This is a genomic window from Streptomyces sp. P9-2B-2 (assembly GCF_030406865.1).
In the GTDB taxonomy this organism is placed as follows: domain Bacteria; phylum Actinomycetota; class Actinomycetes; order Streptomycetales; family Streptomycetaceae; genus Streptomyces; species Streptomyces platensis.
This window is the reverse complement of record NZ_CP129126.1, coordinates 3,715,411-3,736,040: the sequence shown is the minus strand read 5'-3', so window position 1 is coordinate 3,736,040 and position 20,630 is coordinate 3,715,411. Positions and strand designations below refer to the sequence as shown.

The following is a 20,630-nucleotide window of genomic DNA, read 5'->3' as shown; positions in this document are numbered from 1 at the left end:
GGGTGCCGCCGGGCCGGGTCGGGGCGCTCGACCTGCGGGATGGGTCGGGCGCCCCGACCATGCCTATATGGGCCGTCCGATACCCCCGCTGTCGCAGACGTCGTCGACGACGCTGTACCGGGCAGGGCGCCCGCGGTGGTGGCACCGCGGGCCGTCGGGCCGGCCGCCGCGCAGGCCGGGGCCGCGCCGCCGCCGGCGGCCGTGGCTCACCTGGACCCTGGTGACGCTGCTGGTGCTGGTCGCCCTGGTGGTCGCGGGCGGCGCCTGGCTGTACGTCTCCGCGGGGCGGCAGCTCCAGCACGTGGACGCGCTGGGCGACTACGCCGGGCGCCCGGCCGCGGGCAAGGGCACGAACTGGCTGCTGGTCGGTACGGACAGCCGTTCCGCGCTGACCCCGGAGCAGCGCGAGGAGCTGCACGTCGGCAACAACGAGGTGCAGAACACCGACACGATCATGGTGCTGCACTCCGGTGAGCACGGCCCCACGCTGGTCAGCCTGCCGCGCGACAGCTACGTCCCGATACCCGGCCACGGCAGCCGGAAGATCAACGAGGCCTATGCGGACGGCGGCCCGCGGCTGCTCACCCGAACGGTGGAGCAGGCGACCGGACTGCGGATCGACCGCTATGCCGAGGTGAACTTCCTGGGGTTCGTCCAGGTCGTGGACGCGGTGGACGGGGTGCGGCTGTGTCTGGACGCCCCGCTGAAGGACGAGAAGTCGGGCGCGGACTTCACAGCCGGCTGCCATCGGATGAACGGCGCCGAGGCGCTGGCGTTCGTCCGTGCCCGGTATGCCGACCCGGAGGGTGACCTCGGACGGGTGAAGCGTCAGCGGCAGTTGCTCGGTGCGGTGGCGGAGGAGATGGCCGCCCCGTCGGTGCTCCTCGACCCGGGCCGGTTCCGGCGCGTGCTGGACGCCTCGCTGGCGGCGCTGGTCGTGGACGACGGCGCGGACATGGCGCGGGTGCTGGATATGGGCTGGTCGATGAAGCAGATCGCCGGGGGCGGCGGTACCGCGACGACGGTTCCGGTGAACCGGCCCGGGGTGATGGTCACTGGTGTCGGGTCGGTGCTGCCGTGGAACGAGAGCGGTGCACGGGAGTTGTTCGGGGCGCTGCGTCACGACGACCCGATTCCGACTTCTGGCACCAAATAACGCATCCTGGTGGGGTGGATGGGGTGAAGTGTCGCGAGGGTGCGATCTCGCACCGATTCCCAGGGAAGTGCACATAACGGCACAGACCTGCACATAACCATGCGAAAGAGCGCGGAGGCCGCGGATCGCACGACGGCCGCGCGGCGGAGAGGGGCTTGAGGATGAGTGCATCGGTTTCGCCTCACGGGTTCGAGACCGTACGAGGGCGTGGCTACCGGCCGGAGGACGTGGACCGCCGCGTCGAGGGGCTCTCGGTCGACCGGGACTCCTGCTGGGAGCGCGCCGCGCGGCTCACGGTCCTGTCCAACGAGATGGCGGCCGAACTCACCGAACTGCAGGAGCGGGTGGCGCAGTTGCCACCGCAGACGTATGCCTCGCTCGGCAGCGAGGCCCAGCTGATCCTGACGACCGCGGAGTCCGAGGCGGCGCGGCTGCGGACCGGGGCACAGCAGGCGGACGAGGAGATCCGGGACGCGGCCGCGGTGTACGCGGACGAGGTCCGGGAGGCGGCCGACCAGGCGGCGCACGCGCGGCGCGACGAGGCGGAGACCCGGGCCCGGCGCACGGTGGAGGCGGCGCGCGGAGAGGCCGCGGACCTGGTGACCGTGGCGACCGAGGAGGCCGGGACGCTGCGGGAGGAGGCGGCAGCGGAGCTGGCGGAGGTGCACCGGCGCACCGCGCAGCTGCTGCGCGACCAGGAGAAGCGGCAGGCCGACGAGTGGGACGCGGCCGGACGGGAGATCGCGGAGCGGGAGGCGGAGACCGACCGGCTCGTCGCGGAGCTGGACGCCCGTGGGAAGACCGCCCGTGCCGACAGCGAGCGGCTCTACGCGGAGGCCGAGGAGGCCGCCCGGCACCGTCAGGAGGACGCCGAGGACCGCGGCGCCGGACTGCTGGCCCAGGCCGAGGCCGAGGTGGAGCGCATCGAGCGCACCACGGCACGGATCCTGCGGGAGCACGACGCGGAGCGCGAAGAGGTCCGCACCCATATGGCCCATGTACGCAACAGCCTGGCCGCGCTCACCGGGAAGACGCCGGTACCGGACGAGGACGACGGGACGCCGGGCGGCGGGCGGGAAGCCGCCGCGCCGGAGGCCGCCGGCCCCGACGCGGAGGACACCTTGGAGACGCAGCTGCCCCGCGCGGGCGGCGGCGCGGGCGCCTGACGTACGGCCGCTCCACCGCCCCGGGCGCCTGACGTACGGTCACCGCCCCGCCACCGCCCGGACGCCGGTCTTCCGGTCAGGCCCCGGCCTGCCCGCCCTCGCCCGCGCCCGCGCCTGTGCCCTCACCTGCGCCCGTGCCGCCGGTTTCCGAGTGCACCGGGAAGCGCCGCGGTGCCAGCAGCAGGGCGAGCAGCGCGAGCGCGGCGGCCGCGGCGGCGCCGAGGTAGACGTGGTCGACCGTGGTGTCGACGGCGCGGCGGAGGTAGTCGGTGGCCTGCGCGGTGAGGCCGGCGGGGTGTTCCAGCGCGCGGGAGACCGCGTCGAGGTCGTCGGGCAGGCCGGCGCTGATGCCCGAAGGGGCGTGCGCGAGGCGGTCGTTGAGGGTGGCGTTGGCGAGGGCGCCGAACAGCGCGGCACCGAGCGACTGCCCGACCTGGCGGCAGAAGAGTATGGAGGCGGTGGCGGTACCGCGCTCCCGGTAGCCGACGGAGGACTGCACGCCGATGATCAGCGGGAGCTGGAAGAGGCCGAGGGCCGCACCGAGCGCCAGCATGATGAGCGCGGGCTGCCAGGCCGCGCCGGGGTAGGGCAGCAGGGGGAAGGCGAGCAGGACCAGACCGGCCGCGCCGATGCCGAGCATCGAGCAGGTGCGGATGCCGACCCGGTTGTAGACCTGGCTGCTGAGGGCGGCCGAGACCGGCCAGCTCAGCATCATCACCGACAGCACGAAGCCGGCCGCGGTCGGGCTCAGGCCCAGCACCGACTGGGCGTAGGTGGGCAGGAACGCCGTCGGGGCGACCATCAGCAGGCCCAGGGCGCCCAGCGCGAGGTTGACGGCGGAGATGGTGCGGCGGCGCCACACCCAGCCGGGAATGATCGGCTCCGCGGCCCGCCGTTCGATGAGGACGGTGAGCGCCGCGCACCCCGCGCTGCCGGCGAACAGCAGCAGCGACGGGGTGGAGAGCCAGGGCCACGCCACCCCGCCCTGGACCAGCGCGGTCAGCAGCAGCCCGCCGCAGGCGAAGATCGCCAGCGCACCGGGCCAATCCACCCGGGGGCGGGCGCCGGGCACCGGCCGCTGCCGCTGCGGCTCGGTGAAGTGCCGCCCGATCAGCCAGAGGGCGACCCCGCCCACCGGCACATTGATCAGGAAGATCCACCGCCAGTCGGCGTAGGTGGCGAGCAGTCCGCCCAGGGCGGGCCCGGCGACCGCCGAGGTGGCCCAGACGCTGGAGATCCTGGCCTGGATCTTGGGGCGTTCCTTCATCGGGTAGAGGTCGGCGGCGATGGTCTGGACGGTGCCCTGGAGGGCGCCGCCACCCAGGCCCTGCACCACCCGGAAGGCGATCAGCGAGGCCATGTCCCAGGCGCCGGCGCAGGCCAGTGAGCCGACGAGGAAGAGCACGATGCCGGTGATCAGGACGGGCTTGCGGCCGAAGGTGTCGGAGAGCTTGCCGTAGACCGGCAGGGTGACGGTGACGGCCAGCAGATAGCCGGAGAACAGCCAGGAGAAGACCGCGAAGCCGCCGAGGTCGCCGACGATCTGCGGGACGGCGGTGGCGAGGACCGTCGAGTCGAGCGCGGCGAGTGCCATACCGAGCATGAGGGCGGCGACGACGGGGCGGGGCGGCGGGCCCGTGGGTGGCGGGGCCGGCGTGCGCAGCGTGCCCCTGTCTCCGGTACGTCGCGTGCTTCCGCTCACCGTGCCCCCTCCTGAGATCCTTGTAAGGTGCACCCTTCCACGGGAGCGGGGGGTGCGGAACCACGGAGCCAGGTGGCACGGGGCGCGGGGGTGCCGTCCCCGGCTTCCGGCCCGGGCTGTCGGTGGGCGGGCGTACGCTTGGCAACCCCGGCCCGTGAGACGTGTCGGGCTGCTGCGTTGTTCGCCTCGCTGGGACGGAACCCTCACATGAGCCTGACTGGTCTGCTCGACGTCGTCGCAAAGGACCCGGCGCTCGCCGAAGCGGTGCAGGCCGCGACCGACGGGCACCGCCCCCGGGTGGATCTGGTGGGGCCGCCGGCCGCCCGCCCCTTCGCTATCGCCGCGCTCGCCCGGCAGGCCGGCCGCCCGGTGCTCGCGGTGACCGCCACCGGCCGGGAGGCCGAGGATCTCGCCGCCGCGCTGCGCAGCCTGGTGCCGGCCGGCGAGGACAACTCCGTCGTGGAGTTCCCGTCCTGGGAGACGCTGCCGCACGAGCGGCTCTCCCCGCGCTCGGACACCGTCGGCCGCCGCCTCGCGGTGCTGCGCCGGCTCGCCCACCCGCGCGAGGACGACCCCACCGCCGGTCCCGTCTCGGTCGTCGTCGCCCCCATCCGCTCGGTGCTCCAGCCGCAGGTCAAGGGCCTGGGCGACCTGGAGCCGGTCAGTCTGCGCACGGGGCATACCGCCGACCTCGAAGAGATCGTCGACGGGCTGGCGGCGGCCGCGTACGCACGGGTGGAGCTGGTCGAGAAGCGCGGCGAGTTCGCGGTCCGCGGCGGCATCCTGGACGTCTTCCCGCCGACCGAGGAGCACCCGCTCCGGGTCGAGTTCTGGGGCGACGACGTCGAGGAGATCCGCTACTTCAAGGTCGCCGACCAGCGGTCCCTGGAGGTCGCCGAGCACGGGCTGTGGGCGCCGCCCTGCCGTGAGCTGCTGCTGACCGCTGAGGTGCGGGAGCGGGCCGCGGTGCTCGCGGAGCAGCACCCCGAGCTGGGCGAACTGCTCGGCAAGATCGCCGAGGGGATCGCCGTCGAGGGCATGGAGTCACTGGCTCCGGTCCTGGTGGACGACATGGAGCTGCTGCTGGACGTGCTGCCCAAGGGCTCGATGGCCGTGGTGTGCGACCCGGAGCGGGTACGGACCCGGGCCGCCGATCTGGTGGCCACGAGCCAGGAGTTCCTCCAGGCGTCCTGGGCGGCGGCCGCGATGTCCGGCGCGGCCGACGGCGAAGCCGCCCCGATCGATGTCGGCGCGGCCTCCCTGTGGGGCATCGCGGACGTCCGGGACCGGGCGCGCGAGCTGGGGATGATGTGGTGGTCGGTCAGCCCGTTCGCAGCGGATGAGGACCTGGCGGCCGACGGCGACACCCTCAAGCTGGGCATGCACGCCCCCGACACCTACCGCGGCGACACCCAGCGGGCGCTGGCCGACACCAAGCAGTGGCTCGCGGACGGCTGGCGCACGGTCTTCCTCACCGAGGCGCACGGCCCGGCCGCCCGTACGGTCGAGGTCCTCGGCGCCGAGGGCATCCCCGCCCGCCTGGACGCCGAGCCGGCCGACCTCGCCCCGGCCCTCGTCCATGTCTCCTGCGGCTCCCTCGACAACGGCTTCATCGACCCCGCGCTCCGGCTCGCCGTCCTCACCGAGACCGACCTCTCCGGCCAGAAGGCGGCCGGCAAGGACGGTGCCCGGATGCCGGCCCGCCGCCGCAAGACCATCGACCCGCTCACCCTGGAAGCCGGCGACTTCATCGTCCACGAGCAGCACGGCGTGGGCCGCTACATCGAGATGGTGCAGCGCACGGTCCAGGGCGCCACCCGTGAGTACCTCCTCGTCGAGTACGCACCGGCCAAGCGCGGCCAGCCCGGCGACCGCCTCTACATCCCCACCGACCAGCTGGAACAGGTCACCAAGTACGTGGGTGGCGAGGCCCCGACGCTGCACCGTCTCGGCGGCGCCGACTGGACCAAGACCAAGGCGCGCGCCAAGAAGGCCGTCAAGGAGATCGCCGCCGACCTGATCAAGCTGTACTCCGCGCGGATGGCGGCGCCCGGCCACATCTTCGGCCCGGACACCCCCTGGCAGCGCGAGCTGGAGGACGCCTTCCCGTACGCGGAGACGCCCGACCAGCTCACCACCATCGCCGAGGTCAAGGAGGACATGGAGAAGTCGGTCCCGATGGACCGGCTGATCTGCGGCGATGTCGGCTACGGCAAGACGGAGATCGCGGTCCGTGCCGCCTTCAAGGCCGTCCAGGACGGCAAGCAGGTCGCCGTCCTCGTGCCGACCACCCTCCTCGTCCAGCAGCACCTCGGCACCTTCACCGAGCGCTACGGCCAGTTCCCGGTCAACGTCCGGGCGCTGTCCCGCTTCCAGACCGACACCGAGGCCAAGGCCGTCCTCGAAGGGCTGCGGGAGGGCTCCGTCGACCTCGTCATCGGCACCCACCGGCTGTTCTCCTCCGAGACCAAGTTCAAGGACCTGGGCCTGGTCATCGTCGACGAGGAGCAGCGGTTCGGCGTCGAGCACAAGGAGCAGCTGAAGAAGCTCCGCGCCAACGTCGACGTCCTCACCATGTCCGCCACCCCCATCCCCCGCACCCTGGAGATGGCGGTCACCGGCATCCGCGAGATGTCCACCATCACCACCCCGCCCGAGGAGCGGCACCCGGTCCTCACCTTCGTCGGCCCCTACGAGCAGAAGCAGATCGGCGCGGCCATCCGCCGTGAACTGCTGCGCGAGGGCCAGGTCTTCTACATCCACAACCGGGTCGAGTCCATCGACAGGGCCGCCGCCCGGCTCCGCGAGATCGTCCCCGAGGCCCGCATCCAGACCGCCCACGGCCAGATGGGCGAGTCCCAACTGGAGCAGGTCGTCGTCGACTTCTGGGAGAAGAAGTTCGACGTCCTGGTCTCGACCACGATCGTCGAATCCGGCATCGACATCTCCAACGCCAACACCCTGATCGTCGAGCGCGGCGACAACTTCGGCCTCTCCCAGCTCCACCAGCTGCGCGGCCGGGTCGGCCGCGGCCGCGAGCGCGGCTACGCCTACTTCCTCTACCCGCCGGAGAAGCCGCTCACCGAGACCGCCCACGAGCGGCTGGCGACCATCGCCCAGCACACCGAGATGGGCGCCGGTATGTACGTCGCCATGAAGGACCTGGAGATCCGCGGCGCGGGCAACCTCCTCGGCGGCGAGCAGTCCGGCCACATCGCCGGGGTCGGCTTCGACCTCTACGTCCGTATGGTCGGCGAGGCGGTCGCCGACTACCGCGCCTCCCTCGAAGGCGGCGTCGAGGAGGAGCCGCCCCTGGAGGTCAAGATCGAACTCCCGGTGGACGCGCATGTCCCGCACGACTACGCCCCCGGCGAGCGGCTGCGACTCCAGGCCTACCGCGCCATCGCCTCGGCCACATCGGAGGAGGACATCGCGGCCGTCCGCGAGGAACTCACCGACCGCTACGGCAAGCTGCCCGAGCCCGTCGAGAACCTCCTGCTGGTCGCCGGCCTGCGCATGCTGGCCCGCGCCTGCGGGGTCTCCGACATCACACTCCAGGGCGCCAACGTCCGCTTCGGCCCCGTGGAGTTGCGCGAATCCCAGGAACTGCGCCTCAAGCGGCTGTATCCCCGTACGGTCCTCAAGCCGGCCGCGCAACAAATTCTTGTTCCGCGGCCCACGACGGGGAAGGTCGGCGGCAAGCCGGTGGTTGGACGCGAGCTGCTCGCGTGGACAGGAGAGTTCCTCTCCACCATTTTGGGCTCGTAGCCCCGCTTCCCACGTTGCGGGTGGCGCCGCCGTGCCTTGTTTTCGCCTTCGGCGGGGGTGGGTGTGTTTGGGCGGGGGCCGCTTGTTGGCTGTGGTGGGTGCCGGGTTCGGTCCTCCGGGGCCTGTGTTGTGGACTGCTTCGCTTTACGTCCACAACACAGGCCCCGGAGGACCGCCCCCTCCCGTCCGGTGGGCGGCCTCCGTCCGGTGGGGGAGATGTTAAAGACCAGTAGTTCGGCCGTGTCGTGGCGCGGCTGTACCTACTGGTCTTTAACCATTCCCCCCACTGGGGTGGGGTTCCTCAACTCGCGGGAGGTGGTGGGGGTGGAGGGTGTGTTGCCGGACGTAAAGCGAAGCAGTCCGGCAACACACCCCGGAGCCCCCACCACCGGCACCCACCACAAACCGGGGCCCCACCCCTACACACCCCTCCCGCCGAAGGCGAAACAACAGAAGCGGCACGGCGGGCCACCCGACAACGTGGGCGTCAGGGCGTCACTTCGCGGACGTGCGGTGGAACACCAGCAGGTCCGTCGTGTCGCCGAGAACCACATACGTGGAGCGGGGGTGGCGAGCCTTGGTCTCCGCCAACACCTGCCGCGGGGTGCGGTCATCACGCAGCTGGACAGCGACGTACTGGGGCGCCAGCCCCCCCGTGTCGCCGATCCAGAAGACCTGGGTGCGGTGGGTGAGGCGGCTCAGCGGGCGGATGTCGGACTCCACGGTCGCGCCGTCGGGTATGCGCTCCAGCAGCTTCTCGTCGGCGGTGACGTTCGGTGGGGTGCGGTAGGTGGCGGCCTCGGTGAGCCGGGCGAGGGGCAGATTGGCGGTCAGCGCGAGGGCCGCGGCCAGGACGGCGGCCGGCAGATGGTGGGCGTACGAGCGGAGCCAGGGGCGGGCGGAGACCCGTATGCGCGGCAGGGCGTCGATCAGTGCGAGGAAGACGACCGGCATCAGGACGGCGTTGTAGTGCCAGTCGGTGCCCCAGTAGTGCGGCTCGTGGGAGAGGAAGCGCCAGCCGAGGGTGGGCAGTGCGACCAGGAGGAGGGGGGAGCGCAGTGCGAGCAGTCCGGTGGTGGGGAGCAGGACCCACAGGGTGGTGCGGACGGCGTCGTCGAGGGGGATGGTGGCGCCGCCGCCTTCGGCGCCGAACTTGGTCCAGTAGTCGTACGAGCCGGAGCCGTTGAAGCCGGGTATCAGCAGGCCGAGGGTGACGGCGGTGGCGGTGATGCCGAAGGCGACCAGACCGATGGCCAGGGGGCTGGCCCGGCGGGTGCGTATCAGGGCGAGCGCGCCGATGGTGGCCGCGGTCACCCCGAGGTCTTCCTTGACCAGCACCAGGGGCGCGGCCCAGCAGACCGCCGCGGTCCAGCGTCCGCGCAGCACCGCTTCGAGCGCGAAGGCGATCAGCGGCAGGGCGAAGGCGATTTCGTGGAAGTCGAAGTCGACGGCCTTCTGCACGCCCCAGGACATGCCGTAGGCGATGCCGAGGGCCAGGCCCGGGAGGCGGCCCAGGTGGCGGGCGGCGGCGCGGGTGACCGGCAGCACGGACAGCGCGAACAGCGCGGCCTGCGCGGTCAGCAGGGTCACGGGTGAGGGGAACACCCGGTAGAGGGGGGCGAGCACGATCAGTATGGGGCTGAAGTGGTCGCCGAGGATGTTCGTGCCGGGGCCCTTGAGGTCGACTATCGGCGCCTGGAAGTGCGCGTAGCCCCGTACGGCCTGTTCGAAGATGCCCAGGTCCCAGGAGGAGATGGACATGGTGCGGAACCGGAAGACGGACAGCAGCGCGAACGCGAGGAAGAAGAACCCGGCGGTCCAGTAGGGGTCCAGGTGCGGGGCGCGCAGGGGCGCGGTCCGGGTCCGCAGCCGGTCGGCGGTGTGCCGCAGCCGGCCGGGCGGGTCCGGTGGTGCGCCGGTGGTCGTGGTCGCGGCGGCGGCCGGCCCGGCGGTCCGGGGCGGCGGCACCGTGCCGCTGTGCTCTCCCAGAATCCGTCCGGGGGCGCCCCCAGCCGTTGCTGCGGCCGTTTCCATGCGGATCCTCACTCTCCCCGACCCGAAAAGATACTCGAACTGGCTGACCGGTCCGCCCGGTGGCCGCTGCGCCGCGACGGCCGGGCCGGCAGTGGGTCAGACGTGGTCCTGGGGCGGTGCGTTCCCGGAGAGGGACGGCCGCCGGCCCGGCACCGCGGGGTCGCGGTGCCGGGCCGGGGTCCGGAGCGGGGCGGGGAGCCGGTGGCTCAGAGGGCCAGCTTCCAGCTCACGGCGTCGAGCAGGAAGTCCGGCGTGACCTCGACGTCGAGCTGCTTGGCGGTCGGCGGCGCGTCGAAGACCATCTCCACGCTGGCGGACTCGCCGGGGCTGATCGCGTTGCCGAAGTCGTGGTGCAGGATGCCGTGCTTGTCGTCGTCGACCTCCTCGGCCTCCTTGCCGTTGGCCCGGGCCTTGGTCTGGACGAGGGGCTTGTCGAACGCCTTGCTGCCGGTGTTCTTGACCGTGACGGTGAACTTGTAGGCCTTGTTGCCCTGGGTGTGGCCGCTGACGACGGTGTTCGGGTCGACGGTGTAGGGGGCCGCCTTGGAGACGGTGACCTGGACGCCGTTGTTGTACTTCGCCGTCTCGCCCGGGCCGAGGTCCTTGGCGCTCTCGCCGGAGCCGTTCTTCGGCTGGCCGGAGCTCTGCTCCACCTGCTGGTGCACCTCGTCGACCGCCTTGTTGACGGCCAGCACGGTGACGATGACGCCGACGACCGCCAGGACGAGCGCGAGGGCGCCCAGGATCGTGCCGGTCACGGCCACGCCCTTGTTCGTGGCCTGGCCCTTCTTGGCGCGGCTGAGGCCCACCAGGCCGAAGATCAGGGCCAGCACGCCGAGTGGTCCGGCGAGCCAGAACAGGATCATCGGAATGCCGCTGAGCGCGCCGATGATGCCGAGGATCAGGGCGGCGACACCGAGCCCGTTGCGGGCCGCCTGAGGGGCCGGAGCGCCCGTGGGCCCCTGGGGTGCGGGCTGGTAGTGCGTCTGCTGAGACATGCGAAGGGGCCCCTTCCGGGCGCTCAAGAATCGATTGCTGCCGAAGCGATGGGTCAATAAGAGCAGAGGCTGTGAACCGAGTCAACATGAATGAGTGAGGGTGAGTAGTTCACGCTGTGAAGGGGGATGTGTATCGCTGCTGGGTATGCTTGCCGACACAGCGGTCGGGGGCCACGGATGGGAGTCAGCCAGGTGCCGGACAACGCATCACCGGACAACGCGACGGGCGGTGGAAGCGGGGCGGCCGCCGGCGCCACGGCCGAGGTGACCGCCGCCGGTATCGCCCGGCTCGCCGGGGTCGGCCGGGCCGCGGTCAGCAACTGGCGACGTCGGCACGCGGACTTCCCCAAGCCGGTCGGCGGCACCGAGACCAGTCCCGCCTTCGCCCTCCGCGACATCGAGCAATGGCTGCGCGACCAGGGCAAACTCGCCGAGGTCCCGCTCCGTGAACGGGTCTGGCAGCAGCTCGTCGGGCACCCGGCCGGCACCGCGACCGCACTGCGCCAGGCCGGTGCCGTGCTGCTGCTGGTGCATGAGCGGCCCGCGGTCTGGCAGCAGCTGCGCACCGCCGCCGACGACGCCGAACTGACCGGCGTACTCCCCGCGATGCTCGACGCCGTCCTCGCCGACCGACTCGGCCCCGAGCACCCCGTACGCGGACTGACCCGCGAGGCGCTCGCCCCGTCCGCCGCCCTGGTACGGGCCGCCGGTGACCTCGCGGCGGCGGACGGCGCCCCCCAGGCGTACACCTTCCTGCTGGGCCGTCACCTGGACGCCAACCCCCGGCAGTACACCCTCACCCCGCCGGGACCGGCCGCGCTGATGGCCGAACTGGCCGCGTCGGCCGGACCGTTGGGCAGCGTCCTCGACCCGGCCTGCGGCGCCGGTGCGCTGCTGACCGCCGCCCAGGAACGCGCCGGGCAGGAGCCCGCTGACGGGACGGAGGGCGGGGGCACTGCCGCCGCCCCCGTCACCCTGCACGGCCAGGAAGCCGACCCCGACCTCGCCGCGCTGACCGCGCTCCGCCTCGCCCTGAGCGCTCCCGGCGCCCCGGTCCGGGTCCGCGCCGGGGACACCCTGCGCGCCGATGCCTTCCCCGGCCTCGCCGCCGACGCCGTCCTGGCGCACCCGCCGTTCAACGAACGCAACTGGGGCCATGACGAACTCGCCTACGACCCCCGGTGGGAGTACGGCTTCCCGGCCCGTACCGAATCCGAACTGGCCTGGGTGCAGCACGCGCTGGCCCGGCTCCGGCCGGGCGGCACCGCCGTCCTCCTCATGCCGCCCGCCGCCGCCTCCCGCCGCTCCGGCCGCCGGATCCGCGCCGACCTGCTGCGCCGCGGCGCCCTGCGGGCCGTCATCGCGCTGCCCGCCGGGGCCGCCCCGCCCAACGGCGTCCCGCTGCACCTGTGGGTGCTGCGCAAGCCCGGCGGCGGCCAGCCGCCCGCCCCCCACCTCCTCGTCGTCGACACCGCCGACCTCGCCACCGGCACCCCCGCAGGCCGCGACCGGCCCGACTGGCAGAGCGTCCACACCACCGCCGTCGAGGCCTGGCAGACCTTCGACCGCGAGGGCGGCATCGAGGAACAGCCCGGCGTGCGCCGGTCGCTGGCCGCCATCGACCTCCTCGACGACGATGTCGACCTCGCCCCGGCCCGGCACCTCCCGCCGCCCGCGGCAGCCGGCGGCCCCGCCGCACTCGCCCGGGTCCGCGAGCGGCTGACCGCCACCCTCGCCCGTACGACGGAGCTCACCCCCCGGCCCGCGGCCGGCGACACCGACACCGACCCCGCCACCACCGCCCGCCGCCCGCTGACCACCGTCGGCGAACTCGCCCGCTCCGGCGCCCTGGTGCTGCGCGCGGGCGGCGCCGGCACCGTGGCGACGAGCGGGGGCACCCTGCCTACGGGCGCCACCCCGCCCGAGGGCGGCCGGGAGCCCGTGGAAGCGCCCGCGGTGCTCACCGACCATGACGTGCTCGGCGGCGGCGCCCCGTCCGGCGCCCTCCCCGAAGCGCCCGCCTCCGGGCCCGCGGAGGAGGCGGTGCTGCTCCGCGAGGGCGATGTGGTCGTCCCGGTCCTCGGCGGCGGCGCCGTCGCCCGGGTCGTCGACGAGGCCACCGCCGGCGCCGCCCTCGGCCGCAACCTCACCCTGCTGCGCCCCGACCCGGCCGCCCTCGACCCCTGGTTCCTCGCCGGCTTCCTCCGCGGCACCGCCAACACCCGCCAGGCCAGCAGCTATGCCTCCACCGCCACCCGCCTCGACGTCCGCCGACTGCACCTGCCCCGGCTACCCCTCGCCGACCAGCGCCGCTACGGGCAACGCTTCCGCGAACTGGCCGACTTCGAAGGCGCGTTGCGCCTGGCGTCGCGGCTCGGCGAACAACTGGTCCAGGGGCTGCACGACGGGCTGACGGAGGGGTCGGTGGCGCCGGACTGAGGAGGGCTGGGTGGGGCTGGGCTGACTCGGGCGGGCAGCGGCGGACGGGCCGGAGGGGGCCGTCGGACGGGCCGTGGCGGGCCATCGGACGGAGTCATCGGACAGGCCAGGAGCAGGCAGCCGGACGTGCCGAAAGAGGCGGCCGAGTGGCACGCTCCCGGCCCCCCAGATCCGATCGTCCAATCCGTACAACCCCGCACGCGCGGTCGGTGTCGTCTATACGCTCGCAAGCACGTATGCGCAGCCGGGCCCGCCCGCGCGAAGGGGTGGCGCCGCGGGCCGCCACGCCGCCGCCCCGCCCGCCCCGAACGATCCGTCAGGAGCAGCAATGCACGGCCCCGCCCCGGCCCCTCCGCCGTACCGTCCCCCGGCGCCGGGCACGGTCGTTCTGCTGCGGGTGCTCTTCGTGGCCGTCGCGGTGCTCAGCCTGGGCTTTCTGGCCTGGGCCACGCTGCTGCGGGCGGCGCTCGTCCAGCGCAGGCCGCTGGGGTGGTGGCTGTTCGGCGCCGATGTGGCCCTGCTCGGCGCCACCATCATGTGGTCCGGGGGCTATCCCGAGACGGACTGGCACACGGACGCCGCGGTGGCCGTGATCCTGCTCCAGATGGCCGGCGCCGTGGCCTACTACCTCGTGGTCGACCTGCGCTCGGCACGGACGGCCGGACCGGCGTACGGGCCGCCGGCCGGGCAACTGCCGGGCTTCGGGGCCGCGTACGGTGCCGGCCAGGCGGGCTATCCGGCCGGGGGACCGGCCGCCGGTGCGGCGCCGCACCCCTACGGCCCGGCGCCGGTCCCGCACCACGCCCCGGGGCCCCAGCCGTACGGCGGCGCACCGGGCGCTGCCCCCGTCAACCCGTACGCCCTGACCGAGACCCGGCTGCCTCAGCCCGGGGGACCGGCCGCACCGCCCCACCCCGCGCCGCCGCCCGCCGGCCCGTATGCCCCGCCACCGGACCGGCCCCGGCCGCCGCAGCGCATCGACCGGGTGCGGGCCGAACTCGATGAGCTCAGTGACTACCTCCGCAAGGAGGAGGGCCGGTGAACGGCCGGGTCATCGGCGGGCGTTACGAACTCTCCGCGCTGCTCGGCCAGGGCGGGATGGGCCAGGTCTGGATCGGCTACGACCGCCGTCTGGACCGCCGGGTCGGCGTCAAACTGCTGCGCCCCGACCGGGTCGCGGGCACCCCGGACGGCGAGGAGATGCGCCGCCGCTTCGTCCGCGAATGCCGGGTCACCGCACAGGTCGACCACCCCGGGCTGGTCACCGTCCATGACGCGGGCAGCGACGACGAGGACCTCTACCTCGTCATGCAGTACGTCGAGGGCGCCGACCTCTCCGACCATCTCGCCGAGCACGACCCCTACCCCTGGCCGTGGGCGGTCTCCGTCGCCGCTCAGCTCTGCGCCGTGCTGGCGTCGGTGCACGCGGTGCCGATCGTCCACCGCGACCTCAAGCCCCGCAATGTCATGATCCGGCCGGACGGCTCCGTGGTCGTCCTCGACCTGGGCATCGCCTCCGCCCTGGACACCGACACCACCCGCCTCACCCACACCGGTTCCCCCATCGGCAGCCCCGCCTACATGGCGCCCGAACAGGCGATGGGCGGCGCGGTCGGCCCGCACACCGACCTCTACGCCCTGGGGGTCCTGCTCCACGAACTCCTCAGCGGCGAGGTCCCGTTCGCCGGTTCCACGGCCCTCGGCGTGCTCCACCGCCACCTCCACGAGGAGCCCGTCCCGGTACGCACCCTGCGCCCCGACGTCCCCGAGGCCCTCGAAGCCCTCGTCCTCCGCCTCCTCCGCAAGGACCCCGAGGCCCGCCCCACCGACGCCCAAGAGGTCTACCAGGCCCTGGCCCCCCTGCTCCCCACCGCCACCACCGGCCCTCACGCGGCCCAACCTGCACCCGCCCTGGCCCCTCTGGACCCCACCCGCCCCTTCCGCCACCCGCAAGCCCCCTGGCCCACCCGCTCCGCAGGCCCCCCGGCCGCCGCCCCCACACCAACCGCCCTCGCCACCCCGCAAGTACAGCTGCCCTCCCGTCCCACCGGACCGGGCCTCGTACCCCGCCAAAGCACCTCCTCCCGCCCGGCCGCAACCCCGCACCCGACCCCGGACCCCCGCACCTCCGCCGTCCCCGCCACCCCGGCCACCTCCCGCCCCGGCGCCTGGACCTCCGCAGCCATCCCCCACACCCCCTCCACCGCTCCCCCTACTCCCACCCCCGCTTACGCCCCTGCCTCCACCCCCACGCCCAACTCCCTCTCCGCCTCTCCCTCCCCCTCCCCCTCCACCTCCGGACCGGACGTCGCCGCCGCCGTCGACGAGGTCAAGAGCCTGCTCGACCAGGGCCGGATCACCCGCGCCGTGGACATCCTCGGCGGCATCCTGCCGGCCGCCGCCGAACGCCACGGCGCCCACTCCCCGGTCGTCCGCACCCTGCGCAAGCAGTACGCCGCCACCCTCATGGACGACGGCCAGTACCGCCGCGCCCTGCCCGAACTCCGCCTGCTGGCCGAGGAGTTCGGCCAGGAATCCGGCGCCGGCGCCACCCGCCAGGCCCTCCAGTTCCACTACGAGGCCGCCCAGTGCCTGGAACAACTGGGCGAGGTCGCCCAGGCCCTGGACGAGTACCGCGCCCTCCTTCCCTACTTCGAGCACTACGCCGACGACCCCGTACGCCCCCTGGAGATCCGCCGCTCCATAGGCCACCTCCTCCTGGCCCAGGGCGAACGCGCCGCCGCCCACGAAACCCTCACCCGCCTCCTGTACGACGCCGAACGCCTCCACGGCCCCCACCACCCGTTCCCGGAGGAACTCCGCCGGACGCTGTACTGGCTGGGGAGGGTGCAGGGGTGAGCGGGGGCCCACCGCCCGAGACGTCGTGGCCGGACGCCCTCGCTACATCCCGGGGTGCGGCGGGGCGGGGGCTGACGCTGACGGACGAGAAGGACAGCGGACCAGAAACCGACCCCGGCACAGATCGTTGGCCGAAGCAGTGGCCTGGGCCACGCCGACTCCATAGCATCGATCAATCAAGGTCGAGACTCCGTCGCACGATCTGCCGGGAGGCCATGTGTTCCGCCGAAGGACAGCGCTCTCCGTATCCGCCACCGCCGCTCTGCTGGCCGCGACCCCGTTGCTGGCCGCGTGCGGCAACGATGCCCATCCCGGTGCCGCGGCCATCGTGGACGGGAAGCGGATCACCGTCTCGCAGCTTCAGGCGAAGGTGAAGGACGTGCGCGCCGCGCAGGCCAAGTCCCCGCAGGGCGGGCAGCTCGTCATGAACACCGGGCGGCTGAGCCTGGCCACCCTCAACGGCATGATCTTCGACGAGGTGCTGGCGCGCGGTGCGCAGGACGCCGGGGTGACGGTCAGCCGCGGTGACATCCAGAAGTGGCGCGGCCGGGCCGAGAAGCAGGCCGGCAGTGCCGAGCGGCTGAAGGCGATGTGGCTTCAGCAGGGTGTGGCCCCGGACGAGATCGATGCCATGGTCCGTAACCAGCTGCTGCTCGACGGCGTCGCCGAGCATCTGCACGCGGACCGCCGCGCGCCGCAGGGCCAGCAGAAGCTCGCCGGCGCGCTGGCCAAGACCTCCCGGTCCATGGGGATCGACGTCAATCCGCGGTTCGGCAAGTGGGACGACCAGCAGGTCATCCTCGGCGAGACCAAGGACCCGTGGATCACCCGGGAGCCCGCGAAGCAGCAGGCCTGACCGGAAGCCGGGCGGTCGGGCGGTGGGGCGGCTAGGCGGTTGGGCGGGTCGGGCCCGGGGCCGGAAGCCCGACCGCCGACCGGGGCCTGGCACCCGGCCGTCTCAGTCCCACCCGCCGACCGGCGCCCGGCCGTCTCGGCCCCGTCCGCCCACCGCCACCGATCACTGTCAGTGCCGTGCGTTACGTTCGAGGCGTGAACGCTGACGCCTCCGCCTCCGCCGCCGGTACCGGCGCCGACGCCCGTCCTGAGGGTGCCGGCACCGGACGCCTGGTTCTGCTCACCACCAGCCACCGGGTCGCCCCCGGGCTCCTGTCCTGGCCCGCCTGGCAGATATTGCGGGCGGCCGACCGTGTGGTGAGCGCCGATCCGGATCATCCGCAGCTGGCTTATCTGCGGGAGGCCGGTATCGAGGTGGAGACCGCCGCGCCCGCCGCCCGCGAACTGGTCGACTACTGCGTGCCGGAGGCCCGTACGGCCGTCGTGCTGACCTCGGCGGAGGGGGAGAGCGCACTGACCGACGGCCTGGCACGGCTGGCCGGTTCCGGGCGGGAGACCATGCCGGATCTTGAGCTGCTGCCCGGCTCCTACGACCTGCCCGGTGCCCGGCTGCTCGATCTCGTCCAGGTCATGGACCAGATCCGCGCCGAGTGCCCCTGGAGCAGCGTCCGTACGCACCGCGATCTAGCCAAGTACGGCATCGAGGAGGCGTATGAGCTGGTCGAGGCCATCGAGGAGGGCGACCGCGCGGAGCTGAGGGAGGAGCTCGGGGATGTGCTTCTCCAGGTCGTCTTCCATGCCCGGATCGCGCAGGACGATCCGGACGAGCCGTTCTCCATCGACGATGTGGCGGGCACGCTCGTGGAGAAGCTGCTGCACCGCCACCCCCATGTCTTCGGGGACGAGGACGCGGCCACCCCGGAGGACGTCAAGGCGCACTGGCTGCGGAAGAAGGCGGAGGAGAAGCAGCGGGAGTCGGTGACCGAGGGGATTCCGCTGGCGCAGCCGGGGCTGGCGCTCGCGGCGAAGCTGGCGTCGCGGGTGCGGACGGCGGGCATCGAGGTCGCGCCGCCGGCCGGTGAGGGCATCGGCTATGAACTGCTGGCGCTCGCCGTACGGGCGGAGGCGGAGGGCGTCGACCCGGAGGCCGCCCTGCGCGCGGCGGCCCGGGCCTACCGCGATGCGGTGGTGGCCGCCGAGGGCAGCGCCAAGTAGGCGCTGTCAACCAAGCGGGGCCGCTTAATACAGAGGGCGCGCGCCGGGTGGGCCGGCGCCGCTCAGCCACGACATCACCAGCGGCCCCGCTCAGTCAGCACCTGACCGACGGCGTCACCGCCTCGCTTTCCGCGACCGCCCCCTTCCGGCCCCCGCCGGCCGCACGCCGGCGCATGCGTTCCAGCGCCCACAGGGCCACGACCACGGCGGCCAGCGTCGCGCCCAGCACGCACACCCCGTGCCAGCCCGCGGCGCCCCAGACCGCGGAGGTCAGTGCGGAGCCGATCGCGCCGCCCACGAAGTAGCTGGTCATGTAGGCGGAGTTGAGGCGGTTACGGGATTCGGGGCGCACCGCGTAGACCAGGTTCTGGTTGCTGATGTGGACCGCCTGTGCGGACAGGTCCAGGATGATCACCCCGGCGAGCAGCGCGGCCAGGGACCAGGCGCCGCCCGCTCCGCCGAGGGCCAGCAAGCCCCACGAACCCAGCAGCAGGAACGCCGCCGCGCCGGTGACCCGGTGCGCCAGGCCGCGGTCCGCCAGCCGTCCGGCCACCGAGGCGGACAGTGAGCCGGCCGCGCCGACCAGGCCCAGCAGCCCGATGGCCGACTCCTGCCAGCCGTAGGAGGGCCCGGACATCAGGAACGCCAGCGCCGTCCACAGCACGCTGAAGCCCGCGAAGGTCAGGGCGCCCAGCGCGCCCCGCCACCGCAGCACCGGCTCCTGGCGGAACAGCGCCAGCGTGGAGCGCAGCAGCGCCGGATAGCGCAGCCCGGCGGTGGTGCGCAGGGCCGGCAGCCGGAGCCGCAGCAGTACCGCCATCAGCAGCATCAGCGCCGCGTTGACCCAGTACACGGTGCGCCAGCCGCCCAGTTCGGCGAGCAGCCCGGCGGCCGTACGGGCCAGCAGGATGCCGAGCAGCAGCCCGGTCATGACGGTGCCGACGGTCCGGCCGCGCTCGGCGGGTGCCGCGAGGGTCGCCGCGTACGGCACCACGACCTGGGCGGCGACCGAGGCGAGTCCGGTCAGGGCGGTGCCGGTGAGCAGGAGGGCGGCGTTGGGCGCGCTCGCCGTGACGGTGAGGAAGACCGCGGTCAGCGCGGTCAGGGTGACGGCCAGCCCGCGCCGCTCCAGCAGATCGCCGAGCGGGACGAGCAGCAGCAGACCGAGGCCGTAGCCGACCTGGGCGACGGTGACGACCAGCGCGGCGGTGGACGCGGACAGGTGCAGATCGCGGCCGATGACGTCCAGCAGCGGCTGGGCGAAGTAGTTGCCGGCGACGGAGAGTCCGGCGGCGACCGACATCAGCAGCAGGGTGCCGCGGCCCAGGCCCGGTCGCGTCGCGGCGGTGTCCCCGGCGGCCGGCTCCGGTATGTGCTCGGTCTCCATGACCTGACCTCCTCTGTGCGCCCACGGCCACCGCGGCGGCGGGCGCGTTCCAGCCTGGGGCCGGGCGATCGATGAGTCCAACACATCGTTGTCATCGCATCGATCGTGGATGCAGATCGATCGGTCTAGGGTCGGTTCGTATGGAGCTTCAGCAGATGCGGTATGTGGTCGCGGTCGCCGAGACCGGCGGGTTCACCCGGGCCGCCGAGCGCTGTCATGTGGTGCAGTCCGCGCTCAGCCATCAGATCGCCCGGCTGGAGAAGGAGCTCGGGGCCCGGCTCTTCGACCGGACCAGCCGCAGTGTCCGGCTGACCGCCGCCGGGGAGGCGTTCGTCCCGGTCGCCCGGCAGGCGCTGGAGGCGGCCGAGCGGGCCCGTGCCGAGGTGGCGGCGGCGACCGGGGAGGTGCGCGGCCGGCTCGCGGTCGGCGCGATCACCACCGTCGCGGCCGTGGACCTCGCCCGTGAGCTGGGGGCCTTCCGTACGCGGTGCCCGCAGGTGCGGATCAGTCTGCAGACCGACATGAGCGATGAGCTCATCGAGCAGGTGCGGCAGGGCGTGCTGGACGTCGCGTTCGTCGGGCTGGTGCCCGGGGCCCGCACCGTCGGCGTACGGGAGAAGGAGCTGGCGCGTGGCGAGCTGGTCGCCATCGTGCCGCCGGGGCATCCGCTGGCGGGGCGGGAGTGGACCACGCTGTCGCGGATGGCGCGGGAGACCTTCGTCGACTTCACGGCGGGGTCGGCGGCCCGGCGGCAGCGCGATGACGCGTTCCGGGCGGCGGGGCTGACCGCGGAGGTGGCGTTCGAGGTGACCACGGTCGAGTTCCTGGCGAAGCTGGTGCGGGCGGGCCTGGGCGTCGGCATGGTCCCGGAGGCCATCGCCTCCGAGCTGGCCGGGCTGCACATCGTGCGGGTGCGCCCGGCGCCCGAGCGCACCGAGCGGGTGGTGTGGAGCGGCCTCGGCCCGTCGCCGGCGGCGGTGGCCTTTCTGACCGGGCTGGGGGTGGAGGTCTCGTAGCCGGGCCCCCGCCCGGTGCGCGGGCGCGCCGTTGT

At 73.5% G+C, this 20,630-nt stretch carries 13 protein-coding genes; 9 read left to right on the top strand and 4 right to left on the bottom strand.

Features of this window, described 5'->3' with window-relative positions:
• Nucleotides 1-67 precede the first annotated feature (67 nt).
• Together QT196_RS16160 and QT196_RS16155 are read left to right on the top strand one after the other, a co-directional pair.
• Entirely contained in the window at nucleotides 68-1,156 is a 1,089-nt protein-coding gene (locus tag QT196_RS16160; RefSeq protein ID WP_248001171.1) for an LCP family protein, read from the top strand.
• A gap of 161 nt (nucleotides 1,157-1,317) precedes the next feature.
• Entirely contained in the window at nucleotides 1,318-2,322 is a 1,005-nt protein-coding gene (locus tag QT196_RS16155) for a cellulose-binding protein (RefSeq protein WP_290355123.1), read from the top strand.
• Nucleotides 2,323-2,398: 76 nt separating this feature from the next.
• Here QT196_RS16155 and QT196_RS16150 read toward each other — a convergent pair whose 3' ends face one another.
• Nucleotides 2,399-3,985 carry an MFS transporter gene (locus tag QT196_RS16150; protein WP_290356665.1) on the bottom strand — a complete coding sequence of 529 codons (1,587 nt, stop codon included), beginning with the start codon at nucleotides 3,983-3,985 and terminating at the stop codon, nucleotides 2,399-2,401.
• Nucleotides 3,986-4,231: 246 nt separating this feature from the next.
• Here QT196_RS16150 and mfd point away from each other — a divergent pair, with 246 nt between their 5' ends.
• On the top strand, nucleotides 4,232-7,792 hold the full coding sequence (gene mfd, locus QT196_RS16145) for a transcription-repair coupling factor (RefSeq protein WP_168479577.1): 3,561 nt from the start codon (nucleotides 4,232-4,234) through the stop codon (nucleotides 7,790-7,792).
• A 495-nt stretch (nucleotides 7,793-8,287) separates the two neighbouring features.
• On the opposite strand, the gene QT196_RS16140 is transcribed toward mfd, so the two are convergent.
• Nucleotides 8,288-9,826, bottom strand: a complete 1,539-nt coding sequence (locus tag QT196_RS16140; RefSeq protein ID WP_290355122.1) for a DUF2079 domain-containing protein — start codon at nucleotides 9,824-9,826, stop codon at nucleotides 8,288-8,290.
• Nucleotides 9,827-10,032: 206 nt separating this feature from the next.
• Complete coding sequence (locus QT196_RS16135) at nucleotides 10,033-10,824, bottom strand: DUF4190 domain-containing protein (RefSeq protein WP_290355121.1); 792 nt, start codon at nucleotides 10,822-10,824, stop codon at nucleotides 10,033-10,035.
• Nucleotides 10,825-11,088: 264 nt separating this feature from the next.
• Between QT196_RS16135 and QT196_RS16130 the strand changes: the two genes are divergently transcribed.
• The 5 genes from QT196_RS16130 to QT196_RS16110 all read left to right on the top strand — a co-directional run bounded on the left by QT196_RS16130 (nucleotide 11,089) and on the right by QT196_RS16110 (nucleotide 18,192).
• The gene (locus QT196_RS16130; protein WP_290356664.1) at nucleotides 11,089-13,263 is read left to right on the top strand and encodes an N-6 DNA methylase; all 2,175 of its coding nucleotides are present in this window, start codon (nucleotides 11,089-11,091) and stop codon (nucleotides 13,261-13,263) included.
• A 328-nt stretch (nucleotides 13,264-13,591) separates the two neighbouring features.
• Complete coding sequence (locus QT196_RS16125) at nucleotides 13,592-14,305, top strand: hypothetical protein (RefSeq protein ID WP_266738878.1); 714 nt, start codon at nucleotides 13,592-13,594, stop codon at nucleotides 14,303-14,305.
• Nucleotides 14,302-16,122, top strand: a complete 1,821-nt coding sequence (locus tag QT196_RS16120) for a serine/threonine-protein kinase (RefSeq protein ID WP_290355120.1) — start codon at nucleotides 14,302-14,304, stop codon at nucleotides 16,120-16,122. Before QT196_RS16125 ends, QT196_RS16120 begins: the two co-directional genes overlap by 4 nt.
• A gap of 217 nt (nucleotides 16,123-16,339) precedes the next feature.
• Entirely contained in the window at nucleotides 16,340-16,978 is a 639-nt protein-coding gene (locus tag QT196_RS16115; RefSeq protein ID WP_168479568.1) for a SurA N-terminal domain-containing protein, read from the top strand.
• A 194-nt stretch (nucleotides 16,979-17,172) separates the two neighbouring features.
• A complete protein-coding gene (locus QT196_RS16110) occupies nucleotides 17,173-18,192 on the top strand; it encodes a nucleoside triphosphate pyrophosphohydrolase (RefSeq protein ID WP_168479567.1) in 1,020 nt (339 codons plus the stop codon).
• Nucleotides 18,193-18,286: 94 nt separating this feature from the next.
• On the opposite strand, the gene QT196_RS16105 is transcribed toward QT196_RS16110, so the two are convergent.
• Nucleotides 18,287-19,579, bottom strand: coding sequence for an MFS transporter (locus QT196_RS16105; RefSeq protein WP_266738875.1), 1,293 nt, complete (start codon nucleotides 19,577-19,579; stop codon nucleotides 18,287-18,289).
• A gap of 140 nt (nucleotides 19,580-19,719) precedes the next feature.
• On the opposite strand from QT196_RS16105, the gene QT196_RS16100 reads away from it, so the two are divergent.
• Nucleotides 19,720-20,595 carry a LysR family transcriptional regulator gene (locus QT196_RS16100; RefSeq protein ID WP_168479564.1) on the top strand — a complete coding sequence of 292 codons (876 nt, stop codon included), beginning with the start codon at nucleotides 19,720-19,722 and terminating at the stop codon, nucleotides 20,593-20,595.
• Nucleotides 20,596-20,630: the final 35 nt, after the last annotated feature.